Here is a 15,400-nt window from a genome sequence, read left to right as displayed (position 1 = left end):
CATGCCCGCGAACCGCTCCCTCCCCGGCCGGAGCACGCCCGGCCTTCCGCGTGCGCGGCGGGTCTCGGCCGTGCTCGGGACGCTGCTCGCCGCACTGCTGTGCGCGCTCAGCTTCGGTGCGACGCCGGCCGCCGCGCACGCCGCGCTGACGGCGACCGACCCGGCCGACGGGACGGTCCTCAAGACCGCGCCTGACCACGTCGGGCTCACCTTCTCCGAGGGGGTGCTGCTCTCGGACAACTCGGTGCGGGTGCTGGACCCGCAGGGCAAGCGGGTGGACGACGGCAAACCGGCGCACGTGGGCGGCAAGTCGTCGACGGCCGCCGTCGGCCTGCGGGCCGGGCTGCCGAACGGCACGTTCACGGTGGCCTGGCAGGCGGTCTCGGAGGACAGTCACCCGGTGGGCGGCGCGTTCACCTTCTCCATCGGGGCGCCGTCCAAGACCACGGTCGTCCTGCCGAGCGCGGAACCCGACGACACGGTCTCCGCGCTGTACGGCATCGCCAGGTACGCCGCGTACGGCGGGTTCGTCCTGCTCGTCGGGGCGTGCGTGTTCGCGGGGCGCTGCTACTCCACGCGCGGCGTGCAGCGGGTGGCGGCCACCGGCTGGGCGACGCTGTTCGCCGCGACCGTCGCCCTGCTGATGCTGCGCGGCCCGTACACGAGCAACGGCAAGGGGGTCGGTGCCGCGTTCGACCTCGGCGTTCTCAGGGATGTGCTGGACACCAAGCCCGGCGCGGCCCTGGTCTCCAGGCTGCTGCTGCTCGCGGCTGCGGCCGTCTTCGTCGCCGTGCTCTTCGGGTCGTACGCGCATGACGCGAGCGCCCCGCCCGGCGGCCGAGGCAACGGCAACGGGTACGGGTACGGGAACGGCAGCCGTGCGGGCGGGCGGGAGGCGGTGGCCGCGCGCGAGGCCGCCCGGCGGCGTGACCTCGCCTTCGGCCTCGGCATCGGAGGCGCTGCCGTCGCGATGGGCCTCGCCGCCACCTGGGCCATGGCCGAGCACGCCTCCGTCGGCATCCAGTCGTCGCTGGCGATGCCGGTCGACGTGCTGCACCTGCTCGCCGTCGCGGTGTGGCTGGGCGGGCTGACCGCGCTCCTGGTCGCCCTCCGCTCCGGGGGCCGGATACCCCGGCAGGCCGTCCGGCGCTTCTCCCAGTTGGCCTTCACCTCCGTCGTCACCCTCGCCGCGACCGGGCTCTACCAGTCGTGGCGGCAGGTCGGTTCGTGGGGAGCGCTGACGGACACCGAGTACGGGCGCTGGCTGCTGGTCAAGATCGGGCTGGTAGCGGTGCTCGTCGCAGTCGGCTGGTACTCCCGCCGCTGGACGGCCCGGCTCGACGACGCCCCGGCTGGGCGGACAGCCGCAGGCGCCACCCCCGCGACGAACAACAAGCCCGCGGCGAGCACGGCGAAAACCAAGCCCGGTGCCGAGCGGGCCGCGCAGCTCGCCAGGCAACGGGCGGCCGTGCGTGCCACCCGCGCGCGGCGCGACCGCGACGCCGACCCCGGCCGCAGCGGGCTGCGTAAGTCCATCGCGGCCGAGACGGCCATCGCCGTCGTCCTGCTGGCCGTGACGACCGTACTGACCGGCACCCAGCCCGGCCGCGCCGAGACCGAGCAGAAGGCCGCCAGGGCCGCCGCCACCGCCGGGCCCACCACGGTCGAGATCCCGTACGACACGGGCAGCAAGAGCGGACGGGGCACCGCCGAGATCACCCTGGACCCGGCGCGCTCCGGCGACAACGAGTTCCACGCGTACCTCACCGACGCTGCCGGGCGCCCGGTCGACGTCCCCGAGTTGAAGGCGTCGCTCACCTTGAAGGAGAAGGACATCGGCCCGCTCTCGGTGTCCCTCAACCACGTATCGACCGGTCACTGGAGTGCGACCGGCGTCCAGCTCCCCATGCCAGGCGACTGGCAGGTTTCCCTGACCGTACGAACCTCCGACATCGACCAGGTGACGGAGACCGACACCGTGAAGGTCGGCCCATGACACACGACCCCATCTCCCGACGCCGCCTGCTGGGCACAGCCGGTGCGGCGGGCGCCGCCGGACTCCTCGCCGGTGGCGCGGGCGGCGTCGCCACCGATCGCGCCACCCGTGACGACGCGCCCACCGCCCTGACCGCCCTCGGCTCGTCCACCGTGGCCTTCCACGGCGAGCGCCGCCCGTACGGCACGCCCCAGGCGGGCATCACCACCCCGCACCAGGCCCACGGCCACCTCGTCGCCTTCGACCTCGCGGCGAACGCCGACCGCAAGGCTGCCGCGGCGCTGCTGCGCCGCTGGTCGCAGACGGCGGTGGAGCTGACGGAGGGCGAGACGCCGGGCAACGACGCCTCCGGCATCGCGCTGGACGCGGGCCCCTCCTCCCTGACCGTCACGATCGGCTTCGGCCGCACCTTCTTCGCCAAGGCAGGGCTGAAGGACCGGCTCCCGGAGGCGCTGACCCCGCTGCCGAAGTTCTCCGCCGACGCGCTCGACCCTCAGCGCAGCGACGGCGACCTGTGGCTCCAGATCGGCGCGAACGACGGACTCGTCGCCTTCCACGCGCTGCGCCTCCTCCAGAAGCAGGCCGACGGAACCGCCCGGCTGCGCTGGCAGATGAACGGCTTCAACCGCACCCCGGGCGCCACGAAGGAGCCCCGCACCGCCCGGAACCTCATGGGCCAGATCGACGGCACGAACAACCCGAAGCCGGAAGACGACGACTTCGACAGCCGGATCTTCGTCCCGAAGGGCGGCACGGACAGTTCACCGGAGTGGATGGCGGGCGGCTCGTACGCGGTCGTACGCCGCATCCGCATGCTCCTGGACTCCTGGGACCACCTTTCCCTGGAGCGCCAGGAACAGGTCATCGGCCGCCGCAAGTCCGACGGCGCCCCCCTGTCCGGCGGCACCGAGACGACGCCCGTGGACCTGGAGAAGTTCACCAAGGACGGGGCCATCGCCATCCGGGGCGACGCGCACGTACGGGTCGCCGCACCCGAGTCCAATCAGGGCGCGGCGATGCTGCGCCGCCCGTACTCGTACCACGACGGCTTCCGCGACGACGGCGCCCCTGACGCGGGGCTGCTGTTCATCGCATGGCAAGCGGACCCGATGAAGGGCTTCGTCCCGGTGCAGCGGAAGCTGGACCGGGGAGACGGCCTGTCGCGCTTCCTGCGGCACGAGTCGAGCGGCCTGTTCGCGGTCCCACCCGCCGCGAAACCGGGCGGCTACGTGGGGCAGCCACTGCTGGAGGGGTAGCGGCGGGGGCGGGTGGGGCGTTGCCGTATCGGAGCGCCCCCGGCCGTCGGGCCCTGTTCGTGCAGCGGCGAACTGCCCAGCCCGGGGCGTACCTTGGTCCGGAAGGGTGGTGAGCCGATGACGACGGATCAGGCGGAGAACGTCAAGAAGTACCGGCGCGCGGCGGGGCTCAGCCAGGAGGACGCGGCGGAGCGAGCGGGTTTGTCCACCGGGACCATCAGCAAGCTGGAACAGGGCGGCAACGTCCGCATGGAGACCCTGCACGCGGTGGCTCGGGCGCTGGGAGTTCACACGTCGCAGCTCATCGCGCCGGACGAACCCGAACCGGTACGGGGAGAGGACCCCAACCGGCTGAATCTCCGCGACCTTCGTACAGCCCTCACGCCTCCCGTGGGGCTGTCGGACGCGCCCCCGGAGACGGACGAGGAGCCGAACCTGCGGGCCTTCCGGCGCGCGGTGTACGACGGGGCCAAGCTCTACCACGGGGACCGTTACAAGAGCGTCGCCGCCCAACTCCCCAAGCTCATCCGGGACGCCGCAGACGCCGTGGCGTACTACGGCAACGGGGAGGAACACCGGCAGGCACTGCTCGCCCGTGCGGAGGTCCTCCAGTTGGCGGGCCGGTACCTGACGCAGGTCCGGCAATACGATCTCGCGTACACGGCCCTTTCCCGTGCCGTCGCGGACGCGCGGGCAGCGGGGGACACGCTCACCGGTGCGTCAGGGGTTATCGGCATGTGCTGGCTTCTCCTGCGCCAGGGACGCCTGGGGGAGGCGGAGCGACTGGCAGCCTCCACAGCGGACGTGATGGAGCCGACGCTGTCCCGGGCCACGCCGGAGGAGTGTGCCGCGTGGGGATGGCTGATGTTGCGTGCGTCCGCTGCCGCCGTACGGAACAACCGGCCGGGCGAGGCCAAGGAGTATCACCGCATCGCCAACGTGGCGGCTGCGGCCGTGGGGCAGGAATTCACCGGTTCCTACTTCCGCCACTGGACGACGTTCGGCCCGGTCACTGTCGGCATGAAGAACGCGGAGGACTCCATGATCATCGGAGATTCCCGCACGGTTGTCCGCCTGTCCGCCGAGGACACCATGTCGCCCAAGGCGTGGAAGCGACTGGGGCGCCCTAGTGACGACAACTGGAATCGCCACCGGCTCGACGTTGCACGCGCGTACGCCCGCACCAGAGACCTGACAGCGGCTATGGACGAGCTGAAGGACGTACGACGCGGCTCCCCGGAATGGATCAAGCATCAGTCCATGGCGGGTGACACCATGCAGGAGATCCTGAAGAGGCGTAAGCGAACCCTCACCAGCGACATGCGTGAGATGGCCACCTACTTGGGAGTCCTCGGCTAACTGCAACGCTCCGTAGCACCTCCGTCACGCGCTGACCCGAACCGCCGTCGTGCGCCCATGGTCTGACGCTATGTCAGCTCGTTACGGTCGATGTGTCCCGTTCACCGAGCGAACCCCTTGGGGACACGATGACCAAACAACGCACAGACGGAGAGCGCCATCGGCGCAGGGAACTGGGCGACGCGGCTGCGGGCATGACGCGGCAGCGGCTCCTTCCCTGGGTGACGGAGGAGGGGGAGCCGTGCTACCTCACAGCCGCCCTCTCCGATGAACGCCTGGAACGGCTTGCCGACGATATGGAGGCCGTGCAGCTCGCCATGGGCACTGAGGTCCTGCGGCATGTCGGCATCCTGATGCGCGATCCTCGTGCGGCAGCATCGGAACTGCGGTACGCGTGCGCGAGGCTCTCCGAATGCCTCGTCGACGCCCTGCGCATCGCGGAGAGCCGGGGCGCCCGGCTGCCCGTACGGGAGACAGGGGATACGGACGGGGACGGCCCGCGGCTTCCGGCGGAGGCGTTCGGATGAGCCGCGGTGTCATGACGTTCGTGCAGCACACCATCCGCCAGGCTCCCGAGGGTTCCGTGACGTACGAAGCGTTCTGCATGACGGTCGGCTGCCGCCAGGAGTCCGGCGGGCGGGAACGGCAGGAGGACGCCCAGGACTGGTGCCTGCGGCACACCGGGCGCCATCCCGGGCATGACCTCTTCCGGCGGGTGGTCACCGACTACACCCGCGTGTTCCGCGACGAGCAGGCCGCCACCGGCCGGACCAACTCCTCCAGCCCGCCCGCCGACTACTCCAGCCCGTCGGGCGATCGAGCACACCGGAGGCGGCAAACCCAGCCCGGCAAACCCAGCCCGTCCGGCGCTTGAGAACACACGGAGCGGCAAACCAACCCGCCAAAACCAGCCCGTCCGGCGCTTGAGGACACAGGAGGCGGCCAGGCCCGCCCGGGGTGAAGGGTCGCGTCACGCCTGGACGACGGTGACGCCAAGCTCCTCGAACCGCTCCGCCTGCTCAGGCGCACCCGTGTCCGTGACCAGCACATCGATGGCACCGGTCTGGCAGATCCGGGCGAACGCCTGGTGCCCGAGCTTCGAGCTGTCGGCCACGACAACAAGCTTGCGGGCCTGGCCCGCCAGAAGTGCGTTGATGCTCGCTTCTCCCTCGTCGTGAGCGCTGGCGCCAAGGTCGGCGTCCAGCGCGTCCACTCCGATGAAGGCGATATCGAGGCTGATCTCCCGGAGGATGTGCCCGGCCAGCGGGCCGATCAGCTCGTACGACTGCGGCATCGCGACGCCGCCCGTGGCCACGATCTTCACGTGCGGCCGCACCGCGAGCTCGTTGGCGATGTTCAGCGCGTTGGTGACGATCGTGACGACCGGCTCGTCGGCCTTGTCGGGGGAGTCCGTACGGGTGGCGATCGCCCTGGCCACCTCGGTCGTCGTGGTCCCGCCGTTGAGGCCGACGACCATGCCCCGGTCCACCAGGGCGGCGGCCGCCCCGGCGATGCGCTCCTTCTCGGCGCCGTGCCGCATGGACTTGTACCGCAGCGGCAGATCGTAGGCGACGGTGTGCGCCACCGCCCCGCCCCGGGTACGGGTCAGCAGCCGCTGCTCGGCCAGGTGGTCCAGGTCGCGGCGGATCGTCGCCGGAGAGACCTCCAGCTCGGCCGCGACGCTGTCCACCTCAAGCTGTCGCCGCTCCGCCAGCAGCCCAAGCAGCACGTTGTGCCGTTCGTACCGGTTCACTGCACCTCCACACCTCGCGGACGCGGGGTCAGCGCCGCGTGTCCTGACGGAAAGCATGATCTCGCGCGTCGGCGCACGGACCTAGCAGGGGACTCGTTGTCATGTTCACGACTTTCCTGTCCGGGCCGTGAGAGGCGTGGCGGGCGCCAGAAACAAGACCCGACCCCCCTTCCACTTCGCCCGGCCGCCGGGATACCCCTTGGTCACCACACCCGTACAGACCGCGAGGAGGGCACCGCATGAGTGACACGGTGGACGACGCGCACAGGAGCCACCCGGCACCGGCGCGGGGCGCCGGGCGAACCGGCTGGTACGTGGACGACCGCTGCACGAACTGCGACGTCGCCAGGCAGCTCGCACCGGACTTGGTCCGTGAGGTCGAGGGCCGGTCCGAGGTGCTGCGCCAGCCGCGCGACGAAGCGGAGGCCCGGCAGCTGCACGCCGCCGCGCTCGCCTGCCACACCCGTTCCATCCGCCACACCGCCGGGCGGCTGGACCCGGAACCGGACCCCTTCCCGCTCCCCCTCGACCAGACCGTCTCCCTCTGCGGGCACAACTCGACCCACACCGCCGGAGCCAACTCCTACCTGCTCCGGCGGCCCTCGGGGACGCTGATGCTGGTGGACACGCCTCGCTGGAGCCGGAAGCTGGCCGCCCGGTACGAGGCCGCGGGGAGCGTGACCGACGTCCTGCTGACCCACCGGGACCACGCGGCACACGGCCGCCAGTACGCGGACCACTTCGGCGCCCGGCTGTGGATACACGAAGGCGACCTCGACGCCGCCCCGGACGCCGACCGCGTCATGCGCGGCACGAGCACCGTCGAGATCGGCGAGGGAGTGCTCGCCTACCCGCTCCCGGGCCACACCCGGGGCAGCGTCCTCTACGTCGCGGACCAGCGGTACTGCTTCAGCGGGGACAGCTTCTACTGGTCGCGTTCCACGGGGGACATCGAGGTGGCGGAGAGCGTCACCTGGTACTCCATCCGGGAACTGGCCGCGTCACTGGCCAGGACGGCCGGCCAGCTCCGCTTCACCTGGCTCCTTCCGGGGCACGGCGACCGCAAGCAGCTGCCCAGCGGGGACATGGCCGAACGGATGCGGCGGTTGACGGACCGGACGCGCGCCCTGACGCCCCGGCCCGTGGACTTCACCGCGCTGCGCTGGTGAACGCCCAGGCGGGCCGAGGCGGTCAGGAATCAGCCGCTGTCAGCAATTGGTTGCCGTCAGGGATCGACTGCCGTCAGGAGTCCGTGGAGTCCCCGAGGATCACCGAGCGGGTCAGGTGGCGCGGGGTGTCCGGGTTGAGGCCGCGCGCGTCGGCGATGGCCAGCGCCAGCCGCTGCACCCGCACCAGCTCCGCCAGCGGGTCGAGGCCACCGGCCACCCACATACCGCCGGTCGCCCGCACCTGATCGGCCAGCCCCTCCGGGGCAGCGCCGAGCATCCAGGTCGCCGTCCCCTTGGTGGTGATGCTGATCGGGCCGTGCCGGTACTCCATCGCCGGGTACGCCTCCGTCCACGCCAGCGCCGCCTCCCGCATCTTCAGGGCGCCCTCGTTGGCGAGGCCGACGGTCCAGCCCTGGCCGAGGAAGCTGAACTGCGAGCAGTCGACCAGCCCGTCGGGCAGCGGCTCGGCGAGCGCCGTCTCCGCGTCGCGCACGGCGGCCTCCAGGTGCAGACCCAGGTGCGCGCGCAGCAGCGTGAGCGCCGTGGTGGCGAACCGCGTCTGCACGACCGACTGCTCGTCGGCGAAGTCCAGGACGATCACCTTGTCGGCGGCCCGCATCACCGGAGTGTCCGGGTCCGCGGTGATCGCGGTCGTACGGGCGGCGCCGCGGACCCGGGCCAGCAGGTCGAGCACCTCGGTCGTGGTGCCTGACCGGCTCAGCGCGACGACGCGGTCGTAGCTGCGGCCGGCGGGGAACTCGGAGGCGGCGAAGGCGTCCGACTCGCCCTGGCCCGAACCCTCGCGCAGCGCCGCGTACGCCTGCGCCATGAAGTACGACGTGCCGCAGCCCACCACCGCGATCCGCTCTCCGCGCTCGGGGAGCGCGTCGCGCTGTGCGCCGGCCAGCTCAGCCCCGCGGCTCCAGCACGCGGGCTGACTGATCATTTCCGTCTCGACATGCGTCACGTTGACTCCGAAGCCAGAAGGGGGAGGGGTGGGGTAGTGATTGCTTGTGCAGTGTAAGTGCGCCTTTCGAGCAGTTTCAAGCATGCATGGTGCGCGCAGTGCGCGTTTAGCACTCGGGCCCTCGAAGGCCCCCGGCCCGACAGCAGCGCCCCCGGAGGGCACCCGTGCGGTGCGTCCGCTCCGTGAACGCTGTCCGCCGGGCACCGGTCCGCTCGGTATCGTGGCGATCTCCCAACAGGTCCGGTGGCGAGCGTCAGCGGACACACCCAGCGGATACATCAGCGGGTCGCGGAAGCAGCGACCTGGCCGCAGGCCACAGGGGCCCGCAGGCACAAGCGGCCTGGGGCCAGGGGCCGCGAAGCCGGTGAGCCCCGGACGCACAACGTGAGGAATTATGGTGATGTCGCCCAGCCGCTATACGTATCTCGGCCCGGAGGGAACGTTCACCGAAGCCGCGCTGCGCACGCTCCCCGAAGCCGCCACGCGCGAACTGATCCCGATGGTCTCCGTTCCGGCGACGCTGGACGCCGTCCGGTCCGGTGACGCGGCCGCCGCGCTGGTGCCGATCGAGAACTCCGTGGAGGGCGGCGTCACCGCCACGCTCGACGAACTCGCCACGGGCGGGCCGTTGATGATCTACCGCGAGGTGCTGCTGCCGATCGCCTTCGCGCTGCTCGTACGGCCCGGCACCGGACTCTCCGACGTCAAGACGGTCACAGGTCATCCGGTCGCGCAGCCGCAGGTACGCAACTGGCTCGCGGCCCATCTGCCGGAAGCCGTATGGGAGTCGGCCGCCTCCAACGCGGACGGGGCGCGGCTGGTGCAGGAGGGGCGCTACGACGCCGCGTTCGCGGGGGAGTTCGCGGCGCCGACGTACGGGCTCGTACCGCTGGTCTCGGAGATCCACGACGCGCAGAACGCGCAGACGCGCTTCGTGCTCGTCGGTCGCCCCGCCCGCCCGGCGGCCCGTACCGGCGCGGACAAGACCTCCGTCGTCATCTGGCTCGGCGACGACCATCCGGGCGCACTGCTCGAACTGCTCCAGGAGTACGCGGCGCGCGGCGTCAACATGATGCGGATCGAGTCGCGGCCCACGGGCGAGGGGATCGGGCGCTACTGCTTCTCCGTGGACTGCGAGGGCCACATCACCGACCGGCGGGTGGCCGAGGCGCTGATGGGGCTGAAGCGGATCTGCCCGAAGGTGCGGTTCCTCGGCTCGTACCCGAGGGCGGGGGTCGATCCCTCCGAGGTGGCGCCCTTGCGGCACGGCACCTCGGACGCGGAGTTCGTGGCGGCCTCGGACTGGCTGAACCGTTGCCAGGACGGTCGGGCCTGACCGGCCGCACCGGCCTCTCCACATCTCGCCGGAGTTATCCACAGGCCTACCTCGACCTGGGGATAAGTCGACATGACATTCCGGCATAGTCGACAAATCGCCCCACTCGCCCGCACCGCCCTCACCGCAGAACAGTTCGGTCGGACGGCCCCCGCTTTCTTGATCCACGTCGAATACCACCCCAGGAGGGGGTGAGAAGCGGCCCAAGTCACCCGAAAGAGCGCGTGGAGTGCGTTTGGTTAGGGAATCCATGGGCCAGCACTCGGCAGGGGGAATGTCCGATACGGAAGTCCACAGATCTTGCACACAGCCTGTGGATAACATCGGGGAAACGAGGCAGACCTGTGGACAACAAGTGGAGCGCCAACTCCCCCACCGGCGGCGGGAATCGGTCACGCCCCGGCCTGGCCGGGGCCGCCCGTGCCCCCTTGTGAGGAATGCGCCCTATATCCTTGACGCCGCCACAGTGAGCCGCCGGAAGGGATTTCCGCGCCCCGCCCCCGGTGATCCCACCACATGCCCGCCCCGCCTGCCGGTACCTCTTTCCCGCCCTTACACGCTTCCTTTTAGCCACAAAAGGCAGCAAATGTCCCAGCAGAGAAACGGCGGGGAAATATGGCGTCGAGGCTCAGGAGCACACACCGGTAACCTGGTGGGGTGATTGACCTTCGCCTGCTCCGTGAGGACCCCGACCGTGTGCGCGCGTCACAGCGTGCCCGTGGAGAGGACGTCGCCCTCGTCGACGCACTCCTCTCCGCCGACGAGCGGCGCAGGTCGTCCAGCGTCCGCTTCGACGAACTCCGCTCCGAGCAGAAGCAGCTCGGCAAGCTCATCCCCAAGGCCGCCGGTGACGAGAAGGCCGAGCTGCTGAAGAAGGCCGGCGAGCTGTCGGCCGCCGTCAAGGCAGCCGACGCCGAGCAGGACGAGGCGGCCGAGGAGACCCAGCGCCTGCTCCGCCAGCTCGGCAACCTCGTCCACCCCGACGTGCCGGTCGGCGGCGAGGAGGACTTCGCCCTCCTGGAGACCGTCGGCACCCCACGCGACTTCGCGGCCGAGGGCTTCGAGCCCAAGGACCACCTGGAAATCGGCCAGCTGCTCGCCGCCATCGACACCGAGCGCGGCGCCAAGGTCTCCGGATCGCGCTTCTACTACCTGACCGGCATCGGCGCGCTGCTTGAGCTCGCCCTGGTCAACGCGGCCATCGCGCAGGCCACCGCCGCCGGATTCATCCCGATGCTCACCCCCGCGCTGGTCAAGCCGCGCGCCATGGAGGGCACGGGCTTCCTCGGCCAGGCCGCCGAGAACGTGTACCACCTCGAAAAGGACGACTACTACCTCGTCGGCACGTCCGAGGTCCCCCTCGCCGCGTACCACATGGACGAGATCATCGAGGCGGACAAGCTGCCGCTGCGCTACGCGGGCTTCTCGCCCTGCTTCCGCCGCGAGGCCGGTACGTACGGCAAGGACACCAGGGGCATCTTCCGGGTCCACCAGTTCGACAAGGTCGAGATGTTCTCGTACGTCGCGCCGGAGGACGCCCTGGCCGAGCACCAGCGGCTGCTCGACTGGGAGAAGCAGTGGCTGACCGGCCTTGAGCTGCCCTTCCGGGTGATCGACGTGGCCACCGGTGACCTGGGGGCCTCCGCCTCGCGTAAGTACGACTGCGAGGCGTGGATTCCGACGCAGGGCAAGTACCGCGAGCTGACCTCCGCTTCGAACTGCGACGAGTTCCAGGCCCGCCGCCTCTCGGTCCGGCTGCGGGACGGCAAGCACGTGAAGCCGCTGGCGACCCTCAACGGCACGCTGTGCGCGGTGCCCCGCACCATCGTCGCGATCTTCGAGAACCACCAGCAGCCGGACGGTTCGGTACGCGTCCCCGAGATGCTGCGGCCCTACCTCGGCGGCCGCGCGGTGCTGGAGCCCGTGTCCAGGTGACATCCCTCCCCTACCTGCTGGTCGCGACCGATCTCGACGGCACGCTGCTGCGCTCCGACAACACCGTCTCGGAGCGCACCCGCGCGGCACTCGCCACCGCCACCGCGGCGGGCGCGGCGCACATCGTCGTCACGGGACGCTCGGTGCCCTGGACCCGCCACATCCTCGATGACCTGGGCTATCAGGGACTCGCTGTCTGCGGGCAGGGGGCGCAGGTCTACCACGCGGGCGAGCACCGCCTGCTGACGTCGGTGACCCTGGACCGGCAGATCGCCGAGCTCGCGCTGGCCAAGATCGAGGCGGAGACCGGCCGGCTGTTCCTGGCCGCGAGCCGGGACGGGCTGGACGGAAAAATACTGTTCGGCCCGGGCTACCAGCTCGACACGCCCCCGTCCGTGACCTTCGAGGACCGAGCGGAGGTCTGGGCCGAACCGCTCAACAAGATCTACCTCCAGCACCCCACGCTCAGCGCCGACGACCTCGTTGAAGCGGCACACACCATCGCCGGTGGCCTGGTCGGCATCACGATGGCGGGCCCGGGCATGGTGGAGATGCTGCCGCTCGGCCTGACCAAGGCGACCGGCCTGACCATCGCCGCCCGGCGGCTCGGCATGAAGGCCGGGGAGACGATCGCGTTCGGCGACATGCCCAACGACGTCCCGATGTTCGGCTGGGCGGCGCACGGGGTGGCGATGGCCAACGCGCACCCGGCGCTGCGGGCGGTCGCCGACGAGGTCACCGTGTCGAACGACGATGACGGCATCGCGGTCGTGCTGGAACGCCTCTTCGCCGCGTAGGGCATTCACCGCGTAGGCGTGAAACGCCTCTTCGTCACGTAGGCGTGAACGCCTCTTCGCCGGTAGGCGTGGTGTGACCGAGGCGCAGGGCCCCATGTCGCGTACGCGCCCGCGCGCGAGCGCGTACGCGTCCATGCGCCGCGCGGGCCTGACCCCCGCCGGCCCGCGCGGCACACGAACGTCACCGGAACGCTCCCGTGGTGGGGAGAGCCCGGAGTCATCGCGGAGCCGGCCCGGCGTCAGCGCCGGGGCCCCGCCTCACCGTGCCGTCAGCCGAAGGCCTTCACGGCCTGGTAGTACGTCCACGCCGTGCTGCTGCACGCGGTCTTCGACGCGCCGCTGTAGCCGTTGCAGACCCGCTTCAGGTCCTCGTAGAAGGCGCTGTCCAGGCGGGACTTGTTGGCGCTGAAGGAACCGGCCGCCTTGTAGTTGCGGTAGCCGAAGTCGTGGCGCGCGCACGACTTCTGGAACGGGAACCCGAACGGGTTGTCGGGCGAGCTGCTGCAGTAGTCGGTGGACCAGTCGAAGCTGTACGCGGCCCAGGAGCCCTGGTTCTGGCGGGCGGAGTTCCACGCGTTGTAGCTGGTGGCGCTGGTCTGCGTCCAGCTGGACAGGACCTGCGGCTTGTCGGCCGGGGCAGCCGAGGCGGGAGTGGCGAGAGTCGCGGCGGCGATCGTGGCGACCGCGGTGGTGGAGAGCGTGGCGACCAACTTGCGCATGGGGTTCCTCCGTTGGGAGCGGTGGGGTGGGGGAGAAGTGGGGAGAGGTATACGCGCATAGACAGAGTTCTGCAGGTACCTGTCAAACAACAAGAGCCATGCACCGTCGTTCATATGAACAACGTTTGACGACTTGTCGCACGCGGTGACAACCCGCAGGTCACCGCAGGTATGACGGAAATCCCTCGGTCTGAGCCGGAGTTGGGGGAGCGTAGGCGCGCGACAAGCGGCGCGGATCGCACGGCATGCGGCGAAAGCGGCACGGGGGTGCGGCGGTGCGGGGACGTGCTGCTCGGCGGCGGGCGCGGGGCCGACCAGGAACGCCGGGGGATCGCCATGAGAGCGGCCGGGAGAGGAACCGGTTCGATGGGCGCCGCGTCAGAAGGCCCGTAGCGCCCGTCCGCGGGCGGTTGCGGGCGGACTGCCGGCGGCCACTCGCAAGCCCGCGCAGGGGCGACACGCCGGCCGCAAGCCCGGATCGCCGGCCATCGGGCGAAGAATTGTCGCAGTCCGTCACGGACCATGTACCCATTGGCGCGGTAAGGCCCTCCTTAACAGATTTACGCAACTCTGTTGAAAAAACGTCTGTGAAGGAACCTTGTTCGAAAGTGACGGTTACGACAAAGTTCGGTTCGCGGCGACCGGTCCCCACCCGCGCCGCCAGTCAAGCGCCCGCCCCTGGAAGCGCGTTGGATTACCAGCGTGTTTCCCAGCCCCCTGCCTGGGCGCTTGTTCTGCAACCGGAAGGAAACACCGTGCGAGTTTCCCGGAAGTATTTCCTTGCCGCCACTGTCGGCGCGCTGCTTTCCGTTTCCGTCGTCACCGGCGCGCAGGCCGAAAACGGCGGAAACGCCGGAAACACCGACAACGCCGGAAGCGCGGCCCCCGCCGCCACGCGTTACCAGCCGCAGATGGTCAAGGCACTGGCGGAATCGCTGGGTGTCAGCGAGAAGGCCGCTGTGGAGCGCCTGGACCAGCAGGCGGCGCAGCAGAGCCGGTTCGCCGGGCTGAGCAAGGACGGGATCACGTCGGACGGCGCGTTCTTCAGCAAGTCCGGCACCCTCACCGTCAACGCGGCCAACGCCAGGACGGCAGCGAAGATCGAGGACGCCGGGCTGGACGCCCGGGTCCCCGAGCGCGGCCAGGCCGCCCTGGACCGCATCAAGGCCGAACTCGACGCCAAGGCCACCAAGCAGGTGCCGACCGGCGTCTCCTCCTGGTCGGTCGACCTCGCTTCCGACACCGTGACGGTGCAGGTCAAGAGCGACAAGAGCGCTGCGGCCCGCTCCTTCCTGAAGGCCGCCAGGTCACACGGCAAGGCCGTCCGCGTCGTCAACGACAGGGAGACCCTGTCGCCGCAGGCCGTGGTCTACCCGGGCAGCCGGATGACGTTCAACGGCTACCTGTGCTCGGTCGGCTACGGGGCCACGGACTCCTCGGGCAAGCGGTACCTGGTGACCGCTGGGCACTGCATCGAGGACCTGCCCGACCTGTACTACAACAACGCGCACTTCGCGAAGGGCGTGAAGACCCGCTTCGCGCTCGGCACCCGCAGCGTGGACATGGGCATCGCGGCCGTGGACGCCGATGACTCCATAGCCACCAAGGTCGGCACCTACGGCCAGGCGGGCACCATCGCGGTCAACGGCAGCAAGCGCGCCGCCTCGGGCGCCGCACTGTGCAAGTCGGGCCAGACGACCGGCTGGACCTGCGGCAAGGTCAAGTCGTACAACGTCTCCGTCACCTACACCGACCAGAACGGCGGCCCCGACACCGTCGTCACCGGGCTGGGCAGCTCCAGCGTCTGCACGGAGGGCGGCGACAGCGGCGGCGCGTACATCTCCGGTAACCAGGCCCAGGGCATGACCTCCGGCGGTCCCAGCAACCAGCAGTGCAGCGGGGTCAACGGTGCGGGTTCCTCGTACTTCCAGCCCCTCGATGACGCCCTGCGCTACTACGGGCTCACCCTGACCACCAACTAAGTCACACCTTCCCCACGGGACACAGGGGCCGCTCGCCGGATACGGTGAGCGGCCCCGTTTGTTTGGCATCAGGCCCCGGTACCGGGCCGGTCTCCGGCCCCGCCCCCCACGCGCCGCGGACCTGGCCGCCG

At 70.6% G+C, this 15,400-nt stretch carries 13 protein-coding genes; 10 read left to right on the top strand and 3 right to left on the bottom strand.

Annotation, left to right across the window (positions count from 1 at the left end; translation table 11 throughout):
- Window position 1: 1 nt before the first annotated feature.
- The 5 genes from AC5P1B_RS09030 (at window position 2) to AC5P1B_RS09010 (ending at window position 5,485) form a co-directional block, all read left to right on the top strand.
- Window positions 2-1,996: a copper resistance CopC/CopD family protein gene (locus AC5P1B_RS09030; RefSeq protein WP_493886071.1), complete on the top strand. Its 1,995-nt coding sequence runs from the start codon at window positions 2-4 to the stop codon at window positions 1,994-1,996.
- Window positions 1,993-3,252 (top strand): iron uptake transporter deferrochelatase/peroxidase subunit, encoded by a 1,260-nt coding sequence (gene efeB, locus AC5P1B_RS09025; protein ID WP_493886069.1) that lies wholly within the window; start codon window positions 1,993-1,995, stop codon window positions 3,250-3,252. Before AC5P1B_RS09030 ends, efeB begins: the two co-directional genes overlap by 4 nt.
- Window positions 3,253-3,369: 117 nt before the next feature.
- Window positions 3,370-4,611 carry a helix-turn-helix domain-containing protein gene (locus tag AC5P1B_RS09020; RefSeq protein WP_493886067.1) on the top strand — a complete coding sequence of 414 codons (1,242 nt, stop codon included), beginning with the start codon at window positions 3,370-3,372 and terminating at the stop codon, window positions 4,609-4,611.
- A gap of 128 nt (window positions 4,612-4,739) precedes the next feature.
- Entirely contained in the window at window positions 4,740-5,138 is a 399-nt protein-coding gene (locus tag AC5P1B_RS09015; RefSeq protein WP_493886066.1) for a hypothetical protein, read from the top strand.
- A gap of 11 nt (window positions 5,139-5,149) precedes the next feature.
- Entirely contained in the window at window positions 5,150-5,485 is a 336-nt protein-coding gene (locus AC5P1B_RS09010; protein WP_493886065.1) for a DUF7848 domain-containing protein, read from the top strand.
- Window positions 5,486-5,581: 96 nt separating this feature from the next.
- On the opposite strand, the gene AC5P1B_RS09005 is transcribed toward AC5P1B_RS09010, so the two are convergent.
- Window positions 5,582-6,364 carry a DeoR/GlpR family DNA-binding transcription regulator gene (locus AC5P1B_RS09005; protein WP_493886064.1) on the bottom strand — a complete coding sequence of 261 codons (783 nt, stop codon included), beginning with the start codon at window positions 6,362-6,364 and terminating at the stop codon, window positions 5,582-5,584.
- Window positions 6,365-6,603: 239 nt separating this feature from the next.
- Here AC5P1B_RS09005 and AC5P1B_RS09000 point away from each other — a divergent pair, with 239 nt between their 5' ends.
- Window positions 6,604-7,533 (top strand): 4Fe-4S domain-containing protein, encoded by a 930-nt coding sequence (locus AC5P1B_RS09000; protein ID WP_493886063.1) that lies wholly within the window; start codon window positions 6,604-6,606, stop codon window positions 7,531-7,533.
- A gap of 73 nt (window positions 7,534-7,606) precedes the next feature.
- Here AC5P1B_RS09000 and AC5P1B_RS08995 read toward each other — a convergent pair whose 3' ends face one another.
- Window positions 7,607-8,500 carry an SIS domain-containing protein gene (locus tag AC5P1B_RS08995; protein WP_493886062.1) on the bottom strand — a complete coding sequence of 298 codons (894 nt, stop codon included), beginning with the start codon at window positions 8,498-8,500 and terminating at the stop codon, window positions 7,607-7,609.
- 400 nt (window positions 8,501-8,900) lie between these two features.
- Here AC5P1B_RS08995 and pheA point away from each other — a divergent pair, with 400 nt between their 5' ends.
- The 3 genes from pheA (at window position 8,901) to AC5P1B_RS08980 (ending at window position 12,568) form a co-directional block, all read left to right on the top strand.
- The gene (pheA, locus tag AC5P1B_RS08990; protein ID WP_493886061.1) at window positions 8,901-9,836 is read left to right on the top strand and encodes a prephenate dehydratase; all 936 of its coding nucleotides are present in this window, start codon (window positions 8,901-8,903) and stop codon (window positions 9,834-9,836) included.
- A 657-nt stretch (window positions 9,837-10,493) separates the two neighbouring features.
- Window positions 10,494-11,771: a serine--tRNA ligase gene (gene serS, locus AC5P1B_RS08985; RefSeq protein WP_493886060.1), complete on the top strand. Its 1,278-nt coding sequence runs from the start codon at window positions 10,494-10,496 to the stop codon at window positions 11,769-11,771.
- Window positions 11,768-12,568, top strand: a complete 801-nt coding sequence (locus tag AC5P1B_RS08980) for an HAD family hydrolase (RefSeq protein WP_493886059.1) — start codon at window positions 11,768-11,770, stop codon at window positions 12,566-12,568. The genes serS and AC5P1B_RS08980 overlap by 4 nt, the downstream gene beginning before the upstream one ends.
- Window positions 12,569-12,837: 269 nt before the next feature.
- Here AC5P1B_RS08980 and AC5P1B_RS08975 read toward each other — a convergent pair whose 3' ends face one another.
- Window positions 12,838-13,287 carry a phospholipase gene (locus AC5P1B_RS08975; protein ID WP_493886058.1) on the bottom strand — a complete coding sequence of 150 codons (450 nt, stop codon included), beginning with the start codon at window positions 13,285-13,287 and terminating at the stop codon, window positions 12,838-12,840.
- A 755-nt stretch (window positions 13,288-14,042) separates the two neighbouring features.
- Between AC5P1B_RS08975 and AC5P1B_RS08970 the strand changes: the two genes are divergently transcribed.
- Window positions 14,043-15,269 (top strand): S1 family peptidase, encoded by a 1,227-nt coding sequence (locus AC5P1B_RS08970; protein ID WP_493886057.1) that lies wholly within the window; start codon window positions 14,043-14,045, stop codon window positions 15,267-15,269.
- The last annotated feature ends 131 nt before the right edge of the window (window positions 15,270-15,400 follow it).

Source organism: Streptomyces sp. A01, from assembly GCF_059026195.1.
Note: the sequence above shows the minus strand (reverse complement) of the source record. Positions and strands in the feature narration are given on the sequence as shown.